Raw genomic sequence first — 24,737 nt, forward strand, 5'->3', positions numbered from 1 at the left:
CATTTTTTAAACAGAAGCTTTCACATAAAAAAGTCACTGAGGTGGCTTTTTTTGCGTTAGAGTATTGCTCATCTAAAGCTATCTACAATGTATTTTCTCATTATCAATATTATAAAATAAGAAGGTTTCTTATGAATATGCTGTTGCGTTTCTTTATTATGGTAAGCCTACTCAAACAACAACTTAAGCAGCAATCGATAAGCAATCACCTGAGTATTGAGACATTGACAGCACCAACTGTGCGTCAGTATCGGGTATTACCACATGACATGGGTTTTCGCGATCATCTGCCTAATTATCGCTATCTGTCTTTTATTGAGCTAAATATCACCAAATGGCTTATGTCATGCTGTCATCAAAAAGGCATTAAAAATCTCGGTTGGATTATCGCTATGCAGGAGATGGTCTATCTTAAACAAATCAAGTTTCTAGATAAGATAACAGTCAATAGTATGCTTGTCGGTTGGGATAAAAAATATGTCTATTTTGAACATCGATTTTTTGTTAAAAACCAGCTGATGGCAGTGGGTATGACCAAGTTTGTTTTAACCAATAAGCAAGGTAAGTGCGCAACTGAAGTGCTAGATATGACGGGTGAGCAGCTGACAGAAGTTATTGAGTCATGGAATCAGCATCAAGTGGCGATTAAAGCTGCCAAATCTACTGAGTTGACTAAATCAACAAAGGCTGCGTAACCAACTTGCCTATAATGCTATGATGAATTTTGGTAGGATAGCGTATATATATTTTATAATGCTATTTTATAAAAATAATTGAAAACATAAGGAGCTACTATGACCCCGCAGAAGTTAAAATGGACAGACAGCTTAGATATCGCTATTGAGCTTTATGAAAAATTCCCAGAGACCGATCCGCAGTATATTCGCTTTACGGATTTGCATCGCTGGGTGACGGAGCTTGAAGGCTTTGATGATGATCCGCAACGCTCCAATGAAGGTATCTTAGAAGCGATTCAGATGAATTGGATCGACGAAGCTGACTAGATTGACCTTTTTACTATTTTTTAATAACAAACATAGCTTTAATAAACATAATCTCAAATGAAAACAGGACATATTGTCTCATGACTGCACCAATCCAAGAGCTAACCGACGTACAAACTTGCACAGGCATCAGCGTACGCACCACCAACACCGATGAAATCAGCCATGAAACGGCAAAGTTAGGCAAGCTATGGCAAAGTTTTTACAAAAATCACGTGAGCCAACTTGAAAAGGGTCAGGATATCTATGGTATCTATCATAACTATGAGAGTGATGATGTAGGCGCTTTTGATGTGGTTGCGAGTTGGAAGGTGGAAAGTCAGCAAAAACAGTCAGACAATGACGACACGGCTAATACTGTCAAAGCTACTAAGAATAAAAATGCAAGCAACCTAACAACGGTCACTATTCCTGCAGGAAAATACATGGTGTTTTCTGAATACGGTAACATGCCTAATACCGTGATGAATGCATGGGAAAAAGCGTGGACGTATTTCAATGATCCAAGCTGTGAGCATACTCGAACTTATAACGTCGACTTTGAGCGTTACGTTGAGGGTAAGTTAGAATATGGTCAAGTCGAGCTATATATTGGTATTGAGTAAAGTAATTAATATCTATAATAAAAAAGCGCCATCTGTATGAGATGGCGCTTTTTTTACTAGTGTTTATTAGTCTAATAGTAAATTCTCTAAAATCCCTTCATAAATCTGCGCCAATTTCCCTAAGTCATCTACTTCAACTTTTTCATCAACCTGATGAATAGTGGCATTACGCACGCCAAGTTCGACCACTTGCGCACCGGTTGGTGCAATAAAGCGTCCATCTGATGTGCCGCCAGAAGTTGATAATATCGTATCGGTTCCAGTCACAGATTTAATCGCTTGCTGGCATGCTGAGACCAATTTACCTTCAGGCGTCAAAAAAGGCTGACCAGATAATTTCCAATGAATATCATAAGCTGCTTTGCTATCAGCGAAATATCTATCAAAGATAGCGTGGGTTTTTGCTTTTAGTTCATCTTCAGACGTTTCTGTTGAAAAGCGGAAGTTAAATACAGCTTCTAAGGTTTCAGGAATGACGTTGGTCGCGCCCGTTCCACTATTGATATTAGATATTTGTAGTGAAGTCGCAGGGAAGTAATCATTGCCATTATCCCAAGTAGCATTGGTCAGTTCTGCGAGTGCCGACATAGCCGCATGAATGGGATTTGAGGCAAGGTGCGGGTAGGCAACATGACCTTGTTTACCAGTGACAGTAAGTACTGCGCCGAGTGAGCCACGACGACCATTCTTGATGATATCGCCTAATGTATCCGTGCTTGATGGTTCACCAACCAAGCAGTACGTAATTTTCTCATTGCGCGCTTCTAGCGTTTCTACTACCTTGACTGTGCCGTTAATAGACGGACCTTCTTCATCTGAGGTGATTAAAAAAGCAATAGAGCCATTGTGCTCAGGATGATTGGCAACGAAACGCTCAGCAGCGACGGTAAAAGCGGCAATGCCAGTTTTCATATCCGCAGCACCACGTGCCCATAAATAGCCATCTGCAATGGTTGGCGTAAATGGCGGATAAGTCCAGTTTGTTTCATCGCCTGTTGGGACGACGTCAGTATGACCGGCAAAGCAAATGACCGGATTGGTGGTGCCACGGCGCGCCCATAAGTTTTTAACCTCAGCGTGTTCGCCTTTTGCTTGTCTATCACCGTAATACATAAACTCGCAGTCGAAGCCTGCTTGCGTTAGCCGCTCAGACAAAATATCTTGGCAGCCATCATCATCTGGGGTGACAGAAGGACGTTCAAGTAGGGCGATGCTTAAGTCCAAGGTTGCTTGTTGATGAGTTGCTTGCGTCTGAGACTGAGTATTTCGGTTTTTATCAAAATCTGACATGGGAAGCCTTTTTTATTATAGAGGGATAGATAGTATGGTTAGATGTAACTGGTAAGAGAGTCTTTATGAATATTACAGTACTTAAATAACGTCTTCAATAAAAGGTACTAAGCCATCACGGCGCATCCAAGTCGCGATAGAATAACGCTGACGATGGGCGATTTGCACTTGATGCCGTAAGTCACTATCGAATATTACAAGCCTATTAGCGACAGGCATTACATTATGATGGACACCATGTTTATCAACGATTTCTAGCGCGCCGCCGTCATTCGCTGTCCAGTCATCATTAAGATAAAACACTGCCGAGATAACGCGTTCATTACGTCTATCCGGATTATCACTATGCCATAGATAGCCAAAACCTACTGGATAACAAGCATAATGCGCCTCGCTATGGCGAATACCAGCGTACAAGCTTTGATTGAATAAGTTGGCAAGCGCATTGATACTGTGCAGATAGTAAAATCCTGCAAAAAAATCTTTGGTAATCCAGCGTATTTTATCACCGCGAATATCACTGATACGAATACCCGCCGTTAGCTGAGCATCACGATAGTCAATAAAGCCACTTTCCGCTTGCAGTGCTAATAAGGCTTTTTGTTCAAAGACATTGTCAATAATGAGCCAACCATCATCAACAAACGTATCCAACTGTTTATCTGTCAGCTTGTGTTCCCAATTAACCGCAAAATCAGAGGATTGTAATAAATGTTGGGTGGGCGGCGCCTGATTATTATAGTTAGTAGGATGTACAGATAACAGTGGCGGATTCTCCTTACCTATTGGATTATCAACTACCAACGTTGTCACATCAAGATTGCTAATAATCTTCGTCATTTTGTCTCGCTATCGTCCATTATCTGTTATTACACCGTCAATCTATACCTTTACCCGATCAATCTATGCCTTTTTATCAAAACCATCGTTATCTTTTAGCCATCCTATGCTACCATAGATGCAATTTTTCTTATTTAAACTTTTGAACTTATGAACTATAAACACGCCTATCATGCTGGTAACTTTGCCGATGTTGTTAAACACATTCTATTGGTACAACTACTGAACCAAATGGGGCAAAAAAACAAACCTTTTTATGTGCTTGATGCTTATGGCGGTCGTGGACTGTATTCGCTCGGCAGTGAAGAGGCGCGCAAGACGGGTGAAGCCAAAGGTGGTATCCAAGCTTTGGTAAAAGCCGATGTCGAAAAAGCACCAGCTGCCATCAAAGACTATATGGAAGGTATTAACCAAGCCCGTTTTACCTATGATAAAAAAGTCTATCCGGGTTCGCCATGGTGGATTGCCCATCATGTTGAAAAAAATCCAGATGCTGGCGTGCGCGGTGAAGCGTTTGAAGCCAAAGCCAGTGAATATGATGCACTGAACTATCAGCTACATAAATTGCCAATTGGTATTCATCATCGCAATGCTTTTGAAGGTATCGCTGCCGTGATTCCGCCAAAAGAAAAGCGTGGCTTGATATTTTTAGATCCTCCTTATGAGCAAGAGCATAAAGACTTCACGCGTCTGATTGATTTGTTGGTGCATTCTTATAACAAGTGGCCACAAGGCACTTATGCGTTATGGTTCCCAATTAAAAACATCGACGCGGTTGAGCTGTTCTATAAAAAGCTCAAGCGTACTGAGATGAGACGTCAGCTGGTTTGTGAGCTAAATATTTATCCTAAAGATATCGCTGTCGGTCTGAACGGTACAGGGCTACTCGTGATCAATCCGCCATGGCAGTTTGATAACCAAGCGCGTGAGATACTACGTTTCTTACAGCCTGTATTAAAAGTTGCTGATGCACCAGATTTAACACCTGATAGTGCAACCACCGTCCGCTGGTTGGTTGGCGAATAAGGATATTGTTATGACGACTGATCAATCATCACGTAGCCTTGAAAAAAATAGTCTTGCAAAGGGCAGTCTGGTCACTGATAAAGTGATGAATGACGGTTTGATTAAAGAGCCCTTATTACAAGATAGCGCTGCCACTCAACCGCCTTTTGTGGATGAGCATGATTTCGATATTCGCTTGGCGGATAATGAGAACTATGATGGGCTGACGTTCGAGGTGATTGAAGCAGAAGTCGCTGAAGGTAAGCGGGTGGTCAGTCGCGGTGTTTATTTAGCGCCCAACTTGATCACCACTTTATCGCTGCTGTCAGGCTTTTATTCTATCTTAGCCAGTACCCAAGGTGAGTTCTATAAAGCCTCTTTAGCGATTTTCTTGTCGGCTATTTTAGATGGTGCAGATGGAAGGGTAGCGCGTATGCTCAATGCGCAAAGCCCCTTTGGTGAGCAGTATGATTCGCTTGCCGATATGTTAGCTTTTGGTGTCGCACCGGCAATCTTAATTTATAGCTTTGCTTTGCAGCCATTGGGTCGTATTGGGCTTGGCTGTGCGTTTGTCTTTACTGCCTGTGCCGCCTTCCGTCTAGCACGTTTTAACGTTCAGATTGGTGAGGTCGATAAAAAATACTTTGTTGGTTTGGCCAGTCCGCTTGCCGCTATTTTGGTCACAGCGGCTGTTATGGTTGCCGTTGATCACAATCAATGGATCGGACAATACGATACGCCTGTGATGTTTTTATTTGCTGCTTGGGTCGTTATTTGCGGTTTGCTGATGGTTAGCAATGTCAAATACTATAGTTTTAAAGAGTTTGATAAGAAGAAAGTCCCTTTCGTGGTGCTTATCGTTGGTGTGTTGGTCATGAGTATCGTGTTATATGATATTCCAGTCGGCATTTTAGCGATTGGTGTTATTTATGCCTTGTCAGGTATTTTTAGCACCTTACAAGCCAAAGCGACCAGTTAATACTATAGCTTTTTATAGTAAATATTAACTTAAGACACGCAAACAAAAACCGCTTTATTTTTTAATAGGCGGTTTTTGTTTGCGCATTAGTTTTCGAATCTATTGGGCACTGATTTATAGCTTTGATAGAGATAACCATAACAAGTGAAAAATTAAAATAAAACAACACAAATAGCTATTGATTGGGTGCAATATTAAAGCCTTATCCAATGCTATTGTATGCAGTTTATATAAAGTTTATACGATGAGCCTTCCTATAACGCCATTTGATAACTAAGCCGAGGTTATTATGCTGAACTTACCTATTTTGAATCGCCTATTACCTGTTTCAAGGACCTTAAACAATTTGTTAAGAGGTTTGATGGCAAGCGCTTTATTTTCATTGTCACTTATTTCAGTTTCTACATATGCCACTACTAGTAACTCAGTAAGTACAATATCTCGTGCTGAAGCTGCCAATCCAGCTAATTTTAAGCATCTAAATATCAATGGTAGTGCAGTAACTTCCGCATCAGCACCGTGCTCTATCAAAAAAGGGCTGATTGCTTGTGGTCTTGAAAAGCTTAAGTTAATCAATAGCAGTATTAACGAAGTAGATGCGGATTATGATTTGGCACAAGCTTTTTACTATCCATCAAAATCGCAGCCTAAGACAGCGGTTGTTGTCATTACCCGTTCTGGTCTCATGGATGATAGTGTGAGTGCAGAACGTTACCGTATTAGTTTTACCTTAAAAGGCAAGCCGTCTGATTTAAATTGGCAATGGGTACAGTATGGGGTGCAATATCAATGTGTTCGCGGTAATAAAGTAGGGAAATGGACGAAAAATCTTTGTCCTTGATGGAATCTTGCATTGAATGCCAAGCCTAGTGTTTTCAACCAAGTAAAAATAAATCCTAATAACCCCTTGACCCCTTCTCTAAAGCGAGTATACTGCCACCCAGTCGGAGAGGAAGGCGGATTGAGAGTGGTTTACCGCTTAGACAATTTAGCCAACCGAAAAAATTACTTTTAAGTTAACTCAAATTAAAATAATTTACTTCTTGACTTACTAATTAAAGCGTCTATAATACGCACCTCATTAAGACGAACCGGAAGTAGCTACTGTGTGATTACACAATAACTAACCAGTTAACTTAAAGAAACAAATTAAGAAAAGAAGTTGACAGACTATTAAAACATGATATGATGGTCAGCTCGCTAAATAGGATAAGCCAGATTGGTTTAGCATATTTAGTAAGAATACTCTAACTGGACGACAGTAGAGACATTATTTAAAAGCATAACTAAAGAACAACTTGTGTGGATTTTTGCTGATTCAGAATGCTAAAAAATAAAGTTGGTTGACTATCTTTTCGATAGGATTCTAACTATAAAAATTATCATTTAAGACAGTAAAAAAACTCAAAGTTAATTCATTACGAACATAATTTTTAGCGATTTTGCCAGATTAGATGAGCCAAGTTTAGAAGTCTCTTTAAAGGACTTCATAGCAAGATTAAACTGAAGAGTTTGATCATGGCTCAGATTGAACGCTGGCGGCAGGCTTAACACATGCAAGTCGAGCGGAAACGATGATAGCTTGCTATCAGGCGTCGAGCGGCGGACGGGTGAGTAATACTTAGGAATCTACCTAGTAGTGGGGGATAGCACGGGGAAACTCGTATTAATACCGCATACGACCTACGGGAGAAAGGGGGCAGTTTACTGCTCTCGCTATTAGATGAGCCTAAGTCGGATTAGCTAGATGGTGGGGTAAAGGCCTACCATGGCGACGATCTGTAGCTGGTCTGAGAGGATGATCAGCCACACCGGGACTGAGACACGGCCCGGACTCCTACGGGAGGCAGCAGTGGGGAATATTGGACAATGGGGGAAACCCTGATCCAGCCATGCCGCGTGTGTGAAGAAGGCCTTTTGGTTGTAAAGCACTTTAAGCAGTGAAGAAGACTCTTCGGTTAATACCCGGAGACGATGACATTAGCTGCAGAATAAGCACCGGCTAACTCTGTGCCAGCAGCCGCGGTAATACAGAGGGTGCAAGCGTTAATCGGAATTACTGGGCGTAAAGGGAGCGTAGGTGGCTCGATAAGTCAGATGTGAAATCCCCGGGCTCAACCTGGGAACTGCATCTGATACTGTTGAGCTAGAGTATGTGAGAGGAAGGTAGAATTCCAGGTGTAGCGGTGAAATGCGTAGAGATCTGGAGGAATACCGATGGCGAAGGCAGCCTTCTGGCATAATACTGACACTGAGGCTCGAAAGCGTGGGTAGCAAACAGGATTAGATACCCTGGTAGTCCACGCCGTAAACGATGTCTACTAGTCGTTGGGTCCCTTGAGGACTTAGTGACGCAGCTAACGCAATAAGTAGACCGCCTGGGGAGTACGGCCGCAAGGTTAAAACTCAAATGAATTGACGGGGGCCCGCACAAGCGGTGGAGCATGTGGTTTAATTCGATGCAACGCGAAGAACCTTACCTGGTCTTGACATATCTAGAATCCTGCAGAGATGCGGGAGTGCCTTCGGGAATTAGAATACAGGTGCTGCATGGCTGTCGTCAGCTCGTGTCGTGAGATGTTGGGTTAAGTCCCGCAACGAGCGCAACCCTTGTCCTTAGTTACCAGCGGGTTAAGCCGGGAACTCTAAGGATACTGCCAGTGACAAACTGGAGGAAGGCGGGGACGACGTCAAGTCATCATGGCCCTTACGACCAGGGCTACACACGTGCTACAATGGTAGGTACAGAGGGCAGCTACACAGCGATGTGATGCGAATCTCAAAAAGCCTATCGTAGTCCAGATTGGAGTCTGCAACTCGACTCCATGAAGTAGGAATCGCTAGTAATCGCGGATCAGAATGCCGCGGTGAATACGTTCCCGGGCCTTGTACACACCGCCCGTCACACCATGGGAGTTGATTGCACCAGAAGTGGATAGCTTAACCTTCGGGGGAGCGTTCACCACGGTGTGGTTGATGACTGGGGTGAAGTCGTAACAAGGTAGCCGTAGGGGAACCTGCGGCTGGATCACCTCCTTATAGATGGCATTCGGTCAGCAAGAATTCACAACAAGTTGTTCTTTAGTTTAAGCTAGTTTATTAGCTAGAGGTATATGCCTCGTACAGGCCTGTAGCTCAGCTGGTTAGAGCACCGTGTTGATAACGCGGGGGTCGGCAGTTCAAGTCTGCCCAGGCCTACCATTATTAGGGGCCATAGCTCAGTTGGTAGAGCGCCTGCCTTGCACGCAGGAGGTCAACGGTTCGACTCCGTTTGGCTCCACCACATAATAAACTTCTTTAGATGCTAATAAATAAATAGGTATCAAATAGAAACAAGTGATTCGTCTTAGTAAAGGCAAGATTACTTCTTTCTGTTTTATACAGAATCTGTGACTCGACGAGAGCATAGAGACTATTTAAAAACATAGATATGAGTCTGGGTTAGGAACACGTGTTCACGCGTTGTTTCTAACCTTAATAACTCACTACTTAACGACATCAGTTGTTATCCCAGTAGTGAGTTATTAAAAAAGTAAAGAGAACTGAATCAAGCGTATAAAATTAGGTGATATCGTTATCATAATTAGACTTATATAACACTTAGAAATCTAACTCCTATCTTTAGTAATAAAGGTTAGAGAAAGACTACTTGGGGTTGTATGGTCAAGTAATGAAGCGCACATGGTGGATGCCTTGGCAGTCAGAGGCGATGAAAGACGTGACAGCCTGCGATAAGCTTCGGGGAGGCGGCAATATCCTGTGATCCGGAGATTTCTGAATGGGGAAACCCACCTACCATAAGGTAGGTATCTTGTACTTGTACAAGAGGCAAACGAGGGGAAGTGAAACATCTCAGTACCCTTAGGAAAAGACATCAAATGAGATTCCCCAAGTAGCGGCGAGCGAACGGGGAGAAGCCGATTAATGCTAATGTAGAAGAACAGCGTGGGAAAGCTGACCGTAGTAGGTGATAGTCCTGTATTCGAAACATTAGCGTTAACATATTAAGTAGGGCGGGACACGAGAAATCCTGTTTGAAGATGGGGGGACCATCCTCCAAGGCTAAATACTCCTGACTGACCGATAGTGAACCAGTACCGTGAGGGAAAGGCGAAAAGAACCCCTGTGAGGGGAGTGAAATAGAACCTGAAACCGTGTGCGTACAAGCAGTGGGAGCCTTAATTTATTAGGGTGACCGCGTACCTTTTGTATAATGGGTCAGCGACTTATGTTCTGTAGCAAGGTTAACCGTTTAGGGGAGCCGTAGGGAAACCGAGTCTTAATAGGGCGTTTAGTTGCAGGGCATAGACCCGAAACCGAGTGATCTATCCATGAGCAGGTTGAAAGTGCCGTAACAGGCACCGGAGGACCGAACCCACTATCGTTGAAAAGCTAGGGGATGACTTGTGGATAGGGGTGAAAGGCTAATCAAACTCGGTGATAGCTGGTTCTCCCCGAAAGCTATTTAGGTAGCGCCTCGGACGAACACCATTGGGGGTAGAGCACTGTTTCGGCTAGGGGGTCATACCGACTTACCAAACCGATGCAAACTCCGAATACCGATGAGTGATATCCGGGAGACACACAGTGGGTGCTAACGTCCATTGTGGAGAGGGAAACAACCCAGACCGCCAGCTAAGGCCCCAAATTCCTAGTTAAGTGGGAAACGAGGTGGGAAGGCATAGACAGCTAGGAGGTTGGCTTAGAAGCAGCCATCCTTTAAAGAAAGCGTAATAGCTCACTAGTCGAGTCGGCCCGCGCGGAAGATGTAACGGGGCTCAAACTAGGAGCCGAAGCTGCGGATTTGAATTTGTTTTCAAGTGGTAGGGGAGCGTTGTGTAAGCCTGTGAAGGTGTGTCGTAAGGCATGCTGGAGGTATCACAAGAGCGAATGCTGACGTGAGTAACGATAATGCGAGTGAAAAGCTCGCACGCCGGAAGATCAAGGGTTCCAGTCCAACGTTAATCGGGGCTGGGTGAGTCGACCCCTAAGGCGAGGCCGAAAGGCGTAGTCGATGGGAAATCGGTTAATATTCCGATACTTGTTTATAATGCGATGGAGGGACGGAGTAGGTTATGTCAGCCTGGCGTTGGTTGTCCAGGTGAAAGGATGTAGGCAGACAGTTTAGGCAAATCCGGACTGTCATTATGCTGAGATCTGATAGCAAGCTGTACTTGTACAGCGAAGTGGCAAATACCATGCTTCCAGGAAAAGCTTCTAAGCAATAGTTATAAACGAATCGTACCCTAAACCGACACAGGTGATCAGGTAGAGAATACCAAGGCGCTTGAGAGAACTCTGCTGAAGGAACTAGGCAAAATGGTACCGTAACTTCGGGAGAAGGTACGCTGCCGATGGTGATAGGACTTGCTCCTTGAGCTGTTGGCAGTCGCAGATACCAGGCTGCTGCAACTGTTTATTAAAAACACAGCACTCTGCAAACACGAAAGTGGACGTATAGGGTGTGATGTCTGCCCGGTGCTGGAAGGTTAATTGATGGGGTTAGCGTAAGCGAAGCTCTTGATCGAAGCCCCAGTAAACGGCGGCCGTAACTATAACGGTCCTAAGGTAGCGAAATTCCTTGTCGGGTAAGTTCCGACCTGCACGAATGACATAATGATGGCAGCGCTGTCTCCAGCAGAGACTCAGTGAAATCGAAATCGCAGTGAAGATGCTGTGTACCCGCGGCTAGACGGAAAGACCCCGTGAACCTTTACTACAGCTTTACATTGAACTTTGACCTGACTTGTGCAGGATAGGTGGGAGGCTTTGAAGCAGACACGCTAGTGTTTGTGGAGCCAATCTTGAAATACCACCCTGGTCATGTTGGGGTTCTAACTCAGGTATAACAATACCGAGGACAATGTATGGTGGGTAGTTTGACTGGGGCGGTCTCCTCCTAAAGAGTAACGGAGGAGTACGAAGGTGCGCTCAGACCGGTCGGAAATCGGTCGTAGAGTATAAAGGCAAAAGCGCGCTTAACTGCGAGACCCACAAGTCGAGCAGGTACGAAAGTAGGTCTTAGTGATCCGGTGGTTCTGTATGGAAGGGCCATCGCTCAACGGATAAAAGGTACTCTGGGGATAACAGGCTGATACCGCCCAAGAGTTCATATCGACGGCGGTGTTTGGCACCTCGATGTCGGCTCATCTCATCCTAGGGCTGAAGCAGGTCCTAAGGGTATGGCTGTTCGCCATTTAAAGAGGTACGCGAGCTGGGTTTAGAACGTCGTGAGACAGTTCGGTCCCTATCTACCGTGGGCGTTGGAAATTTGAGAGGATCTGCTCCTAGTACGAGAGGACCAGAGTGGACGAACCTCTGGTGTTCGGGTTGTCACGCCAGTGGCATTGCCCGGTAGCTACGTTCGGATGGGATAATCGCTGAAAGCATCTAAGCGAGAAGCCCACCTCAAGATTAGATTTCCCTAAAGAGCCGTTGAAGACTACGACGTTGATAGGCAGGGTGTGGAAGTGCAGCGATGCATGTAGCTAACCTGTACTAATTGCTCGTTTGGCTTGACCATACAACACCCAAGTGGTTTGTATGAAAGCTCTAATTAATCTATCTTGTATAGCCTAGGCTATAGAATATATATAATTTCGATATCACCTTTAACCTTGATTCAGTTAGGTTACAAGTTGGTCGACCAATAGATAATATCTTGACGTCAAAACAATAATAACAGACTCATATCTAACCCCTTTGCTGACGACAATAGCACGATGGAACCACCTGATCCCTTCCCGAACTCAGAAGTGAAACATCGTCGCGCCAATGGTAGTGTGGTTCGCCCATGTGAGAGTAGGTCATCGTCAGCTCTCTATTCTAGATAAACCCCCTTTGCTTATGCAAAGGGGGTTTTCTTTCGTTTGGATTATTTATAAATACCTAAAAGCGCACAATTCGACCTTTATTGCTATATTATTAGTTCATAGTATTGCTACTTAAACTAACCAGTACAGTACTAGCAAATAGCTAAATTTGTAAAATTATAAATACTGAGTTATTAGGATAAATAATGAGTTTTGAACCTGCCGTAGTAAGTGCAATAACTGCTTTAGTTGCAATTATAATAGGACCACTAGTAAGTATATGTATTGCTAAAAATCAAATTAATGCTTCTGTAATTTCTACTAATCGTCAAGTATGGATAAATCGTCTGCGCGACGAACTAGCTACTTTGGTAGGTATGGTTCATCATTTACCATCAGCCCATGCTAATGACTCAGTTTCGACCAACGATGCAATTGCTGAGTATGGTAAGTTTGTAGAGAAATTTCAAGTTATAAAGCTTCTTCTCAATCCTAATGAAGCTGATCATCAAGAGCTAGTCCGATTAATTGAGTGTGCTGATAAAAAACTTATCGAATCAATAAATAATAAAATATCTAATAGAAGTGAATTTGAAACTATTGGTCGAGATATTGTGACCCAATCTCAAATAGTTTTAAAAAAAGAATGGCAGCGAGTGAAGAGTGGTCAGTAGAAAATTCATCAATAGTTTAAAGAAATTATAAAATTTGGAACAATATAAGCTGCTATTTAGAACTGTGCTAATTACTTTGATGGAATAACATATATGAAAAGAATAGTGACAAAAATAGATTGCTTAGCAGAGTTGAAAAGATTCTTTAAGTGCTATTTTGCTTATTGCCAAAGCCCAGACCCAGATTCAGTCAGAGAAGTGCTTGCTTCTATTTATAGTGTCAATGACAAACTGCGAAAGGCTGGGTATCCTAATTTCTTCGATAGTGATGAGTTTTTAGCAATTAAAGCTATTCGTAACTATGCAATACACCAAGCTGAAATATATAACGATGCTAGAGCCTTGCCAATAATCTCTAATGTACCTATAGACGCTGAACTGAGTATTCTTTGTTTGATACCAATAGATATTATGAATTCTGTTTGTAAAGAAATATCTGTAAAAGACAAAACGGCTATAATGAATACATGTATTTATTATAAAAATTATGTTGATATATATCCCTGTATTTTTAATTTTGGGGTTCAGCTTTTTCTTTACAGCGAAGTTCATAGTTTAGAGGTTGAATCTAAAGAGTATCTAGAGTTTAAAAACTCAATTGAATATGAAAGAGTTCATGATTATCCGCATAATGTGGTAGGTGGATTTAGCTTACCAAAAGGAGGTGATGTCGATGACTTTATTGAAAGTAGTCTTTATTCTATAGAGGAAAGATCTGGTGCACTGAGTTTGTTATATTCAGAAGAAAATGGAATGTATACGTTTAAAGGATTTAACTAAATACGCTTAAAAAATTAATCAACTACGTGCCTCCAGCTATAGAAATAGTAAAGTTCATTATGGTTCTTGAGACATTATACATGAGCCGTTTTTCCTTAAAGTTTCTCAGTCCAAAATGCTACATTTTAATTAACGAGTCTTAAGTAATTATATTGCTACATGTAGCTATTGAAAAGCAGTAAATTATTAATAATAACTATCAAAGAGAACTATATGACAACATCAAAAGTAACTTATCAAGGCGATCTACGTACTACAGCGATACACCTACAATCAAATAACAAGATTATCACTGATGCGCCAATTGATAATCAAGGTAAAGGCGAAGCCTTTTCACCGACTGATTTATTGGCGACGAGCTTAGCCAGTTGTATGCTAACCATTATCGGTATTAAAGCGCGTGATATGGAAATCGACATTGCAGGTACTACCGCTGAGGTGACCAAAGTCATGGCTGCTGATCCAAGACGTGTTAGTGAAATACATGTCGCGATTACTTTTAATCAACAGCTAGATGATAAAACGCAAAAAATATTTTATAACACCTCACTTACTTGTCCGGTTGCGAAAAGTATCCATCCTGATATCATTCAAAGAGTGATCATTAATTCTAAGAGCTATTAATGCTAAAAGCTATTGATTCTAAGAACTACTAATTCCAAAAACCAGTAACCTCTATAAGGATGAGTGATATGGCTAGCAAAACCTTACTGATCGTTGCTCATGCGCCATCGCCTAATACTAAAAAATTGGCACAAGCGGCTTACGATGGTGCCAATCATCCTGATATAGATATCAATGTCATATTAAAGTCGCCACAAGATACCCAGCCTGAAGATGTATTGGCAGCTGATGCGCTGTTATTAGGGACGACTGAGAACTTGGCGTATATGGCAGGACTAACCAAGGACTTCTTTGATCGCTGTTATTATCCAGTGTTAGAGAAGAAACAAGGTATGCCATTTGCCTTATATATTCGTGCAGGTCATGATGGTACGGGCGCCAAGCTTGCGCTGAAGACGATTACCACTGGTCTGCGTTGGGAATGGATTCAAGAAGCACTGATATTGCAAGGCGATTGGCAAGAGGCATTTACTGAGCAAGTCGAAGAGCTGGCGATGACACTGGCAGCTGGGGTAGAAGCGGGTATTTATTAGGTATTTGGAATATTTATTGCCAGATAATAGAGGAGAGGAAAGGCTATGAATAAAGACAGCTCAACAAGCAATCATCTCTTTAATACTTCAACTTTGCCGTTTTCTCAAGCGTGTGAAAATAATAAGCAGCCGATTTTAGAAATTTTACAGCAAGAACTGCAATATTGTATTCATGTATTAGAAGTGGGTTCAGGGACGGGTCAGCATAGCGTATATTTCGCGCCAAGATTAGCCCATTTAACATGGCAGACGAGTGATGTATTAGCGCATCACACCACTATCAATGCTTGGCATACTGTCCATCCTGCGCCAAATCTATATGCGCCGCTAACTTTTGATTTGTCAGTCGATCCATTACCGATTAGTCTTGCTAGCAATCAGCCCTATAATGCGGTATTTACCGCCAACACCCTGCATATTATCTCATGGTCTTTGGTGGAAAAGTTGTTTGAGTTAGTAGGTGAGGCTTTACCTATCAATGGAAAGTTAATCGTATATGGACCGTTTAATGAAAACGGACAGTATACCAGCGCGGGTAATCAACAGTTTGATAGTAGTCTCAGACAACGCGACCCAAAGAGCGGTATTCGTCATTTAGAAGACATAATAGCGTTGGCAAATACGCATATGCTAAAACTGTCCGATAAATATGCGATGCCCGCTAATAACCAGCTATTGGTATTTCAAAAAATTAGATAACGAATCTTTGGCACAAAAAGAACTCTTAATTACGATTGATTGAGAGGTCTTTTTATTTGGAGCTACTTATGTTGTTTACATACACTCAAATTATTTATAGGCTTCTGCTAAAAAATCTAAATAACGTTTCCAAGAACGCTCATCAGCACGGGCATCATATCTATCGCTTCCGAACACACTAAAGGCATGTGGCGCACCACTATAAGTTAGCATCTCATGTGGCACTTTTGCCGCTTCTAACGTCTTACCCAAAGTGGCAAAGCTTTCAAGGGAGACGGATTCATCCGCAGAGCCATGAAATACCAATATCTCGCCAGTCGTCTTATCATAACTTTGACCTATTGGGGTGTCAAAGGCACCATGGAAAGGGACAAATGCTTTTTGTGGGAATCCTGAGCGTGCTAACTCTAAAGCAACTGTACCGCCAAAACAATAGCCCATCGTGACACCTGTGCGTGCATCATTACCTTGCGCTTGACCAGCGTTCAATGCGCCTTGAAGTAGGCGGCGCATTTTGCTGCGATCGTCATATAGTGCACCGGTTAAGCGTTTATTGTCTTCAATAGTTGTCGGACGGATACCTTGCCCAAACATATCGGCCGCTAATACGTTGTAGCCTTCAGCCGCTAACATGTCAGCACGTTTGCGCTCATAGTCGGTTAGCCCATCCCAATCATGAATCAGTAATATAAATGGCGCATTCGCTTTGTCGGCTTTGGCGTAATAGCCCTCATAGGGTTGATTATCTACTGTATAAGTGACATTTTTAGTGGTAATCGCTGCCGCTGTTTGGCTAAGTAGTAGTGCTGTTAAGCCTACAGAGGCGCTGTACAATAACTTTTCGCCGTAGCGCTTAGATGATTTGGGAGAAGTGGATGTCAATGTGAATGTCATGGGTAGCCTCATTATGTTAGTTAAAAAATGTCAGTGAAAAATAGCCTATTTCAAAACCGATCCACCCTTTTAACCCTAATGAGCAGACACCTTTTACAGGATAGCGTAAAGAATAACGACATAACAACGCTATATTGTTAAAAATAATAAGTGTTTCTATCGTTTATAAGTTTAACTAATGCCTGATTTTCTTAACCAAATATCAACACGCTTAACCATATAGTTGACATACCTGAGCAAAATTTTTGAGTAAGATAATTGTTGAGCTCAGCATTGCTATCTCAAGAGTGCTTGAATCAGTTTTTATTTTTAACCGTGCTACAACACAGAAAATAAACGGACATTTGAAGTCGCCACTATCGCTACGGATATAAAAACTGTGTTAGCGCTTATTAAATGGTCTAGTTATAGTCCATTTTTACTCATCAGCTAGCTAGGATATTTTATGAATAAGAATATTGATCATACCGACCCCGCTAAAGACATGAATATGGAACGTGGCAATGGTGGTGAAACCCATCAACGTGCAGGTGATGACACCAAAGTACTGACTACCCAACAGGGTGTACCAATTTCGGACAATCAAAACTCACTCAAAGCCGGACCGCGCGGTCCAACGTTATTAGAGGATTTTGTCTTACGTGAAAAGATCCATCACTTTGACCATGAGCGTATTCCTGAGCGTATTGTGCATGCGCGTGGTAGTGCCGCACACGGTTATTTTGAGCTGACCGAGTCATTAGAAGAATATACCACGGCTAAAATTTTGACTGAGACTGGCAAACAAACGCCACTATTTACGCGTTTTTCAACTGTTGCAGGTAGTAAAGGCTCAAAAGATACACCGCGTGATGTACGTGGCTTTTCAGTAAAAGTTTATACCGAAGAAGGCAACTGGGATTTGGTCGGTAATGACATGCCGATTTTTTTTATTCAAGATGCAATGAAATTCCCAGACCTTGTCCATGCAGTCAAACCTGAGCCGGATCGCGGTTTCCCGCAAGCGGCGTCCGCTCATGATACCTTTTGGGATTTTGTATCATTAAGTCCTGAAACCATGCACAACGTCATTTGGTTGATGAGTGATCGCGGGATACCGCGTAGCTTACGCATGATTGAAGGTTTTGGTATTCATAGTTATCGCCTAATTAATAAAGAAGGCAAAAGTACCTTTATGCGTTTCCATTGGAAACCAGTGCTTGGCGTACAATCAACGACATGGGATGAAGCGGTAAAAATCTCTGGTGCCGATCCTGATTATCATCGCCGCGATTTGTTTGAATCGATTAATAACGGTGATTTCCCTGAATGGGAATTTGGCGTGCAATTATTCACGGAAGAAGAAGCCAATGACTTTCCGTTCGACCATTTAGATGCGACCAAGCTGATTCCAGAAGAAATGGTGCCCGTTAAAATCGTTGGTAAAATGGTGCTAAATCGTTATCCTGATAATTTCTTTGCTGAAACAGAGCAAGTGGCTTTCTGTCCATCGCATGTACCGCCGGGTATCGATTTTAGTAATGATCCCTTATTACAAGGTCGTCTGTTCAGCTACTTGGACACTCAGTTATCGCGCTTAGGCTCACCAAATTTTGCACAAATTCCAATCAATGCACCAAAATGTCCATTTGCTAATAATCAGCAAGATGGTCATATGCAGATGCAAGTGCCAAAAACGCGCGTGCTTTATGAGCCACAAAGTCTTGATCCTACCAGACCACGTGAAAGTGTGAAGAAAGGCTTTGCATCTTTTGCTGAGACGCTAGATGATGGTGTTAAAGGTCGCGTGCGCGCTGAGAGCTTCGCGGATCATTATAGTCAGCCACGTATGTTCTATCGCAGCCAAACGACAGTTGAACAAGCACACATTGCCTCAGCCTATGCTTTTGAGCTAGGTAAAGTAGATACAGCGCATGTCCGTAGTCGTACGCTTAGCCATTTACGTAATATCGATGAAGATTTGGCAAGTCGTGTAGCAAAAGCGTTGGGTATGGAGCTGCCGGAAGCTGCTGAATCTGCCGCACCTATTCAAGATATGGAAGTCTCTCCAGCCGTAAGAACCATTGGTCTGTCACCTAATAGCTTAAAGGGTCGCATGATTGGTATTTTGGTAGCGGAAGGCTCAAAGCATAGTGAAATAGAGAAGTATGAGAAGGCAGCGCAAGCGCAAGGTGCCAGTGTCAAAATTATTGCACCGAATAAAGAAGTCAAATTGGACGATGATACCATCATACAAGCTGATGAGCGTGTAGCAGGGGGTCCATCCGTGATGTTTGATGCCGTGGTTAGTATCATCATGCCTGACCAAGCTAAGAAGTTGGCTAAAGACAGTGCTACGTTAGATTGGTTCACGGATGCTTATGTACACTGTAAAGCGATTTCTTATTGCGGGGCAACGGACGAGTTTATCTTAAGTAAACTACCGATTGAAAAAGATGCCTTTGTCACGCCACTATCTGATATAGACGTCTTTATTGAAAATGCCAAATCGCGCTTATGGGAACGTGAGCCAAAGGTTCGTGACTTAGCTTAATTTGGCTTAATATATTCGTATTTAAATCTCCAACAATGAACTCAGCCACTATGCTGGGTTTTTTTATTCTTTAACCTAAACAATATTTGGTCACAAGCGTTCACTGAATATTATTTCTAAACCTTTATTGAACGTTATAATCATCAATCATATTGTTTAATAACATCAAGAATACGGCAATGAATAAGCTGGTTAAATATAGCCTTTGCTTTCATATAATGAATTCAGTATTAAAATGATACCATTACTGCCTTGGAATATAACGAATCTGTTTTATTTAGAATTAACTAGATATGGATATTTAAATGGCTAATATAAGCGTTATATTGGATAAAGGGATATTATGAGTTTAGTAGATATCGTTGCGATAGAGGGATATATTCAGACAACGTATATGGCGGTTTATCCTGACAAGTTATTATTGTTAGATTCAGGGTGTCGATGTGATGTCGATAAGATTTTAGCGTATATTACCGACACTCTAAAACGTCCAGTTGAGCAACTTAAGACAGTCATGGTCACGCATATGCATCCCGATCATGCGGGCGGCGCTAAGCTATTGCATCAAAGAACTGGCTGTCAGATAGTTACCGCTATGTCCGAAAAGCCTTGGTACCATGGTGTTTTGGGTAGAATTGCCCATCTGAATGATTTGGGATTGACTTATTATGTCGCCAGTCGCCAAGGTAAGTCTATGACCAACGTCTGGTACCACCCCATTTTAAAAGCGGATATCACTGTTCAAGATGGCGACCGTGTGCCAAATTTTGACGATTGGATCGTCTTGGAGACGCCAGGGCATACCGATCGGGACTTGTCTTTATGGCATCCGCAAAGCAAGCAGGCGTATACCGCCGATCTCATATTAATCATCAAAAATAGATTTGTCTCGCCTTATTTAATTACTTTACCTGATGCTTATCGCGCGTCATTGGACAAGGTAAAAGCACTGCAACCAGATACTTTATTACTGGCACATGATAAAAGAGTTAAGCTTAGCGATAAAGACTTTGAAAAATTGATAGAACGGACACCGAACGCACCACGCAAAACAACGTTACAAAATGGTTTTAAGCTCATGCTTGCACAAGTTAAATTTGCTCGTAAAAGAGTAGATACTCCTTAATCAAATAATACAAACAAAAAAAAGCCCAATCATTAAATGATTGGGCTTTTCAAATATGGTGGGCCGACCGCGACTCGAACGCGGGACCAATTGATTAAAAGTCAACTGCTCTACCAACTGAGCTATCGGCCCTGAGCGAGGATAAAACGAAGCACTGCTTCGTCTGAGCGCAAGAGAATTTACATTTTCGTAAATTCTAAAAACTCAGCATCCAAACTAGGTTTGCATTTACTGCAAGATAAATTTCCTTAAAGGGAAATTTATTAAAACAAGACATCAAAAAGGATGTCTTTAAACTTATTACATCACTACCGGATAGGGTAGCATACATAACAAGCGTAATACTAAAGATGGTGGGCCGACCGCGACTCGAACGCGGGACCAATTGATTAAAAGTCAACTGCTCTACCAACTGAGCTATCGGCCCTGAAGAGTATAAAAAAGCACTGCTTTTTAACTCTACAAGTGAAAATTCTTTCAATGGAATTTTCGGTAAGCTTAACTTCTTTATTTATCGACTGCTCAATATCAAAAGAGGCATCAAACTTGTTTCATATTTAGATAATTTGTATCTCTAAACGTGAGAGCACATTATATATATAATTAAGACAAATACAACCCCGAATCAGCAAAAAAGTTAAAAATCTTAGATAATAATGAATGTTTTTTAACTTTGTCCCTTATTTGGCTATCGAGTCACCTATTATCGCGGATAGTTTGTTATTTCAAAAATGATGTTTGAAAATTTTTGCTTAATATCTTACTAATCTCTAGAGAGCGCTTCTACTGGATCCAATTTGGCAGCATTACGGGCAGGCAAGAATCCAAATACCACGCCAATAAGCGTTGAGCAGACAAAAGCGGCAATAATGGAGGTCGAAGAATAAATGACTTTAAAACTATCACCACCAACACGGTTAATTAGCTCACCAATAGCAAACGCCATACCAATACCTAATAAACCACCTAATATACAAACCAAAATGGCCTCAATCAAAAACTGCTGCATGATATCGCTTTGACGAGCACCGACTGCCATACGTACGCCAATCTCATTGGTGCGCTCGGTCACGGATACCAGCATGATATTCATGACGCCAATACCGCCGACAATCAGAGAGATAATGGCGATAGAGGATATCAGCAAGGTCAATGCTGCCGTTGTAGATTCAATGGTTTGACGGATAGAGTCGGAGTTACGTATGCGAAAATCATCGGTACCGTGACGGCTTTTCATCAGATCTGAGATGGCAGACTCAGCGGCAGAAGAGGAGATGTTATTATCAATCAGCGCAATAAAACTCTCGATATAGGCGCTGCCTATGAGCCGTGACATCATGGTGGTATAGGGCATATATAAAGTAGGGGTGTCGACGCTTCTACTAAACCCGCCTTCGTTTGGCTCCAGTACCCCAATCACGCGTCCAGGAACACTACCTATCAATAGTACCTCACCGATAGGGTTTGCTATAGTAGGAAAGAAGGTTTTATGTGCATTGCTGTCGATAATAATATCTTGGGTGCGGCGTAAGATACTTTGTTCATCAAAGCCTTGACCCATTGCCAATGTTTCACCACTGACATCGAGATAATCTTTACCTACTCCGCTGATACTGGCGGCTTCTTGGACATTACGATAGCGGACGCTCATATTGCTATTCAGCTGTGGACTGACACTAAGTACATAAGGCTGATCTGCAACCGCTTGGGCATCCTGTGGGGTCAAGTTATCATCATTATACTGACGTCTAGGATCGCCGTAAGGGTAGCCGTCGGTGACGGTGATGGTATTGGTACCTAGTGAGCTGATATTAGACAATATCTGCTCTTGTGAGCCTTTACCGAGCCCGACAACCGATACCACAGAGGCAATACCAATGATGATACCTAGCATTGTCAGCAGAGTACGCATTTTATGCGCCCGCATAGCAAGTAAAGACATTTTAAACGATTCAAGCAAGCGGTCGATAAAGCTGCCAAACGCGCTCTTACGGTGTTTGTCTATTATCGACGCAGGTTGTGCTGCTGGACGCTGATAGTCTTCGTTTTTATAATCGGCAATGATATAACCGTCTTTGATTTCAATCACGCGCTCAGCTTGAGCAGCAAGACTGGGGTCATGCGTTACCATAATAATGGTATGACCTTGCGCATTTAAGTCTTTCAAGATTTGTACGACATCTTTGCCTGACTTGCTATCTAGCGCGCCTGTCGGCTCATCCGCTAAGATAATATCACCGCCGTTCATCAATGCCCTTGCGATAGACACACGCTGCTGCTGACCACCCGATAACTGGCTTGGGCGATTATTGACTTTGTCCGCCAGTCCCAAATCTGATAAGAGCTTCTCGGCACGCTCATTGCGCGCTTGCCCATCCATCCCTGCATAGACGGCAGGCACAGAGACATTGTCACGGGCACTGATGTCACCCAATAGATGGTAACGCTGAAAAATAAAACCAAAGTGTTCACGGCGCAGCTTTGCCAGTTCATCAGGGGCTAAACGATTAACGGATTGACCAAATACTTGATAATCGCCGGCAGTCGCTTGATCCAAGCAGCCCAAAATATTCATCAAGGTTGATTTGCCTGAGCCTGATTGTCCAATAATAGCCACCATCTCGCCTTGATGGATGGTTAGATTGATATCGTGCAATACACGAATGGTCTGCTCGCCGGCTTTAAACTCTCTAATCAAGCCTTTGACTTGCATCAAAGGCTTATCAGTAACGGCGTTAGCATAAAGATCTTGGCTGCTCATTTACTATCCTGCTTATCTTAATCAATATCAAAGCTGATTTGTCGCTAATTTAAATTCATTTAAATCTTGTTCTATCTGATTTTGGAGTTAAGGCTAAAACGGTCGGCCGCCTCTGCCACCACCGCCTTTACTGCCACTATCTGGTCCTTCCTCGCTTAAGATAACCTCGTCACCTTTTTTAAGACCGCTCAATATCTCCGCATTGACGCGGTTATTAATACCGACTTTGACAGTTTGTTCAACCACTGTGCCATCAGCTTTAAGAACGCGGACACTAGCTTTAGTTGCGGCAGAATCGCCATTAGTATTAACCGCAGTGGTAGATGCTTTTTTATTATTTCCAGTTTTGTTAGTTTTACCAGCAGGTTGCAGTGCGGCAGAAGGGATAAGTAGCGCGTCTTTGGCTTGGTTAATGACAATATAAACTTGCGCGGTCATATCGATACGAAAGCGGCGCTCGGTATTGGGTACTTCAATATAACCGACATAATAAATGGCGGCATCGGTCGAGCTGGTATCACTGATTTTTTCAGGAGCCGGTTCAATCGCTTTAAGGATCGAATCATATTTTTGGTCGGGATTACCGATGATATTAAAATAAACAGGCAAGCCCGCTTTGACATTAATGACGTCAGCTTCAGAGATTTGAGCATTGATGCGCACGGTAGATAAATCAGCTAAGGTAACAATGGTCGGTGCACTCTGATTGGCATTGACCGTCGTCCCTTGCTCAGTCGTTACGGATACTACAGTACCTGACATCGGCGCGCGAATGGTGGTGTAGCTTAAATCTTCTTGCGCGGTGCTGACGTTGGTTTGAGATTTACGTAACGCCGCCTGTTGACTATTGATATTCGCTGCAGTAGTGGCAATAGCGGCTTTAGCAGTATCGATAGAGGCACGCGCATTGGCGACTGCTGCCTGCGCAGTTTGTACCTTTGTCCCTTGAGTATCATAATCCTGCTGTGATATCGCGTCGATAGCGAGTAAGCCTTGCAAGCGTGAAAAATCTGCTTGCGCTTGTCTTAACTCAGCTTGGCGGCTGGCAAGATCTGCCTGCGCACTTTTTAAACCTGCTTGACGACTTAATGACTCAGCTTGCGCACTTTGTAGCGCCGCTTCACTTTGCTCAAGGCTTGCTTGCTCATTGCTCAGACTGTTCTTCTGCGTTACTTGGTCAATCTGCGCAATCAAATCGCCTTTTTGCACTTCATCACCGACTTCAACGAATAGTCGCGTCACTTCACCAGATACTTGCGCACCAACATCGACGGTATTTAAAGCCTTAACTTTACCCGATGCCATAACGTTATTTTCGATATCGCCAATCTCAGCAGTCGCCGTTAGATAGTTGGGTGTTACTTCTTTTGGTTTTAAGGTTTTGTAGGCTAAAACCCCTAAAGCGATGATGACGAGGGCAATAATGCCCCATTTAATAGCAGAGTTTTTGCTAATTTTGCGCATGACGACAATCCAATAACAAGAAAATCAAATGTAACTATAAATGTCACTATAATAGAGGCTCGACGGACAAAAGGGAATGGGAGTTAGTTTGCGAAAGGTTAAGAAGAGATATTG

The 24,737-nt window shown here is 42.6% G+C and carries 18 protein-coding genes, 4 tRNA genes and 3 rRNA genes; 18 read left to right on the plus strand and 7 right to left on the minus strand.

Annotated features, from left to right (window positions below):
* Positions 1-131: 131 nt before the first annotated feature.
* From PSYCG_RS02775 to PSYCG_RS02785, 3 genes are all read left to right on the plus strand, one after another.
* Entirely contained in the window at positions 132-695 is a 564-nt protein-coding gene (locus tag PSYCG_RS02775; RefSeq protein WP_020442839.1) for an acyl-CoA thioesterase, read from the plus strand.
* Positions 696-794: 99 nt separating this feature from the next.
* Complete coding sequence (iscX, locus tag PSYCG_RS02780; protein WP_011279849.1) at positions 795-1,004, plus strand: Fe-S cluster assembly protein IscX; 210 nt, start codon at positions 795-797, stop codon at positions 1,002-1,004.
* Between the two features lie 80 nt (positions 1,005-1,084).
* The gene (locus tag PSYCG_RS02785; protein ID WP_020442840.1) at positions 1,085-1,609 is read left to right on the plus strand and encodes a GyrI-like domain-containing protein; all 525 of its coding nucleotides are present in this window, start codon (positions 1,085-1,087) and stop codon (positions 1,607-1,609) included.
* 66 nt (positions 1,610-1,675) lie between these two features.
* Here the strand turns inward: PSYCG_RS02785 and dapE are convergent, their stop codons facing one another.
* Entirely contained in the window at positions 1,676-2,899 is a 1,224-nt protein-coding gene (dapE, locus tag PSYCG_RS02790; protein ID WP_020442841.1) for a succinyl-diaminopimelate desuccinylase, read from the minus strand.
* Between the two features lie 81 nt (positions 2,900-2,980).
* Positions 2,981-3,739 (minus strand): 2OG-Fe(II) oxygenase, encoded by a 759-nt coding sequence (locus tag PSYCG_RS02795; protein WP_020442842.1) that lies wholly within the window; start codon positions 3,737-3,739, stop codon positions 2,981-2,983.
* 150 nt (positions 3,740-3,889) lie between these two features.
* On the opposite strand from PSYCG_RS02795, the gene PSYCG_RS02800 reads away from it, so the two are divergent.
* The 13 genes from PSYCG_RS02800 (at position 3,890) to PSYCG_RS02860 (ending at position 15,845) form a co-directional block, all read left to right on the plus strand.
* Positions 3,890-4,765, plus strand: a complete 876-nt coding sequence (locus PSYCG_RS02800; RefSeq protein ID WP_020442843.1) for a 23S rRNA (adenine(2030)-N(6))-methyltransferase RlmJ — start codon at positions 3,890-3,892, stop codon at positions 4,763-4,765.
* A gap of 10 nt (positions 4,766-4,775) precedes the next feature.
* Positions 4,776-5,723: a CDP-diacylglycerol--serine O-phosphatidyltransferase gene (gene pssA / locus PSYCG_RS02805; RefSeq protein ID WP_020442844.1), complete on the plus strand. Its 948-nt coding sequence runs from the start codon at positions 4,776-4,778 to the stop codon at positions 5,721-5,723.
* 361 nt (positions 5,724-6,084) lie between these two features.
* Positions 6,085-6,564, plus strand: coding sequence for a hypothetical protein (locus tag PSYCG_RS02810; protein WP_020442845.1), 480 nt, complete (start codon positions 6,085-6,087; stop codon positions 6,562-6,564).
* 659 nt (positions 6,565-7,223) lie between these two features.
* Positions 7,224-8,762, plus strand: a 16S ribosomal RNA gene (locus PSYCG_RS02815).
* Positions 8,763-8,847: 85 nt separating this feature from the next.
* Positions 8,848-8,924: transfer RNA gene (locus PSYCG_RS02820), tRNA-Ile, on the plus strand.
* A gap of 6 nt (positions 8,925-8,930) precedes the next feature.
* Positions 8,931-9,006 (plus strand) — tRNA-Ala (locus PSYCG_RS02825).
* A gap of 378 nt (positions 9,007-9,384) precedes the next feature.
* Positions 9,385-12,246, plus strand: a 23S ribosomal RNA gene (locus PSYCG_RS02830).
* Positions 12,247-12,427: 181 nt separating this feature from the next.
* Positions 12,428-12,541, plus strand: a 5S ribosomal RNA gene (gene rrf / locus PSYCG_RS02835).
* The 16S, 23S and 5S rRNA genes sit together here with 2 tRNA genes alongside, the layout of an rRNA operon.
* Before the next feature lie 200 nt (positions 12,542-12,741).
* Positions 12,742-13,209 (plus strand): hypothetical protein, encoded by a 468-nt coding sequence (locus tag PSYCG_RS02840; protein ID WP_020442846.1) that lies wholly within the window; start codon positions 12,742-12,744, stop codon positions 13,207-13,209.
* 93 nt (positions 13,210-13,302) lie between these two features.
* On the plus strand, positions 13,303-13,989 hold the full coding sequence (locus PSYCG_RS02845) for a hypothetical protein (protein ID WP_020442847.1): 687 nt from the start codon (positions 13,303-13,305) through the stop codon (positions 13,987-13,989).
* A gap of 213 nt (positions 13,990-14,202) precedes the next feature.
* Positions 14,203-14,613, plus strand: a complete 411-nt coding sequence (locus PSYCG_RS02850) for an OsmC family protein (RefSeq protein WP_020442848.1) — start codon at positions 14,203-14,205, stop codon at positions 14,611-14,613.
* A gap of 68 nt (positions 14,614-14,681) precedes the next feature.
* On the plus strand, positions 14,682-15,146 hold the full coding sequence (locus PSYCG_RS02855) for a flavodoxin family protein (protein ID WP_020442849.1): 465 nt from the start codon (positions 14,682-14,684) through the stop codon (positions 15,144-15,146).
* A gap of 45 nt (positions 15,147-15,191) precedes the next feature.
* Positions 15,192-15,845: a DUF938 domain-containing protein gene (locus tag PSYCG_RS02860; RefSeq protein WP_020442850.1), complete on the plus strand. Its 654-nt coding sequence runs from the start codon at positions 15,192-15,194 to the stop codon at positions 15,843-15,845.
* 90 nt (positions 15,846-15,935) lie between these two features.
* On the opposite strand, the gene PSYCG_RS02865 is transcribed toward PSYCG_RS02860, so the two are convergent.
* On the minus strand, positions 15,936-16,739 hold the full coding sequence (locus PSYCG_RS02865; protein WP_020442851.1) for a dienelactone hydrolase family protein: 804 nt from the start codon (positions 16,737-16,739) through the stop codon (positions 15,936-15,938).
* A 445-nt stretch (positions 16,740-17,184) separates the two neighbouring features.
* On the opposite strand from PSYCG_RS02865, the gene PSYCG_RS02870 reads away from it, so the two are divergent.
* Both PSYCG_RS02870 and PSYCG_RS02875 read left to right on the plus strand, forming a co-directional pair.
* Positions 17,185-19,272 carry a catalase gene (locus PSYCG_RS02870; protein WP_020442852.1) on the plus strand — a complete coding sequence of 696 codons (2,088 nt, stop codon included), beginning with the start codon at positions 17,185-17,187 and terminating at the stop codon, positions 19,270-19,272.
* A gap of 343 nt (positions 19,273-19,615) precedes the next feature.
* Positions 19,616-20,398, plus strand: a complete 783-nt coding sequence (locus PSYCG_RS02875; RefSeq protein WP_020442853.1) for an MBL fold metallo-hydrolase — start codon at positions 19,616-19,618, stop codon at positions 20,396-20,398.
* Between the two features lie 56 nt (positions 20,399-20,454).
* On the opposite strand, the gene PSYCG_RS02880 is transcribed toward PSYCG_RS02875, so the two are convergent.
* The 4 genes from PSYCG_RS02880 to PSYCG_RS02895 form a co-directional block, all read right to left on the minus strand.
* A tRNA-Lys gene (locus PSYCG_RS02880) sits at positions 20,455-20,530 on the minus strand.
* 219 nt (positions 20,531-20,749) lie between these two features.
* Positions 20,750-20,825, minus strand: a tRNA-Lys gene (locus PSYCG_RS02885).
* A gap of 336 nt (positions 20,826-21,161) precedes the next feature.
* Entirely contained in the window at positions 21,162-23,159 is a 1,998-nt protein-coding gene (locus PSYCG_RS02890) for a MacB family efflux pump subunit (RefSeq protein ID WP_020442854.1), read from the minus strand.
* Positions 23,160-23,252: 93 nt separating this feature from the next.
* A complete protein-coding gene (locus PSYCG_RS02895) occupies positions 23,253-24,623 on the minus strand; it encodes an efflux RND transporter periplasmic adaptor subunit (protein ID WP_020442855.1) in 1,371 nt (456 codons plus the stop codon).
* Positions 24,624-24,737: the final 114 nt, after the last annotated feature.

The sequence above is a fragment of the Psychrobacter sp. G genome (genome assembly GCF_000418305.1).
Classification (GTDB): domain Bacteria; phylum Pseudomonadota; class Gammaproteobacteria; order Pseudomonadales; family Moraxellaceae; genus Psychrobacter; species Psychrobacter cryohalolentis.

Excerpts from the sequence above, each read along its gene's own strand:
- PSYCG_RS02775 (WP_020442839.1), top strand. The coding sequence starts at position 132 with ATGAATATGCTGTTGCGTTTCTTTATTATGGTAAGCCTACTCAAACAA.
- iscX (WP_011279849.1), top strand. The coding sequence starts at position 795 with ATGACCCCGCAGAAGTTAAAATGGACAGACAGCTTAGATATCGCTATT.
- PSYCG_RS02785 (WP_020442840.1), top strand. The coding sequence starts at position 1,085 with ATGACTGCACCAATCCAAGAGCTAACCGACGTACAAACTTGCACAGGC.
- dapE (WP_020442841.1), bottom strand. The coding sequence starts at position 2,899 with ATGTCAGATTTTGATAAAAACCGAAATACTCAGTCTCAGACGCAAGCA.
- PSYCG_RS02795 (WP_020442842.1), bottom strand. The coding sequence starts at position 3,739 with ATGACGAAGATTATTAGCAATCTTGATGTGACAACGTTGGTAGTTGAT.
- PSYCG_RS02800 (WP_020442843.1), top strand. The coding sequence starts at position 3,890 with ATGAACTATAAACACGCCTATCATGCTGGTAACTTTGCCGATGTTGTT.
- pssA (WP_020442844.1), top strand. The coding sequence starts at position 4,776 with ATGACGACTGATCAATCATCACGTAGCCTTGAAAAAAATAGTCTTGCA.
- PSYCG_RS02810 (WP_020442845.1), top strand. The coding sequence starts at position 6,085 with ATGGCAAGCGCTTTATTTTCATTGTCACTTATTTCAGTTTCTACATAT.
- PSYCG_RS02840 (WP_020442846.1), top strand. The coding sequence starts at position 12,742 with ATGAGTTTTGAACCTGCCGTAGTAAGTGCAATAACTGCTTTAGTTGCA.
- PSYCG_RS02845 (WP_020442847.1), top strand. The coding sequence starts at position 13,303 with ATGAAAAGAATAGTGACAAAAATAGATTGCTTAGCAGAGTTGAAAAGA.
- PSYCG_RS02850 (WP_020442848.1), top strand. The coding sequence starts at position 14,203 with ATGACAACATCAAAAGTAACTTATCAAGGCGATCTACGTACTACAGCG.
- PSYCG_RS02855 (WP_020442849.1), top strand. The coding sequence starts at position 14,682 with ATGGCTAGCAAAACCTTACTGATCGTTGCTCATGCGCCATCGCCTAAT.
- PSYCG_RS02860 (WP_020442850.1), top strand. The coding sequence starts at position 15,192 with ATGAATAAAGACAGCTCAACAAGCAATCATCTCTTTAATACTTCAACT.
- PSYCG_RS02865 (WP_020442851.1), bottom strand. The coding sequence starts at position 16,739 with ATGACATTCACATTGACATCCACTTCTCCCAAATCATCTAAGCGCTAC.
- PSYCG_RS02870 (WP_020442852.1), top strand. The coding sequence starts at position 17,185 with ATGAATAAGAATATTGATCATACCGACCCCGCTAAAGACATGAATATG.
- PSYCG_RS02875 (WP_020442853.1), top strand. The coding sequence starts at position 19,616 with ATGAGTTTAGTAGATATCGTTGCGATAGAGGGATATATTCAGACAACG.
- PSYCG_RS02890 (WP_020442854.1), bottom strand. The coding sequence starts at position 23,159 with ATGAGCAGCCAAGATCTTTATGCTAACGCCGTTACTGATAAGCCTTTG.
- PSYCG_RS02895 (WP_020442855.1), bottom strand. The coding sequence starts at position 24,623 with ATGCGCAAAATTAGCAAAAACTCTGCTATTAAATGGGGCATTATTGCC.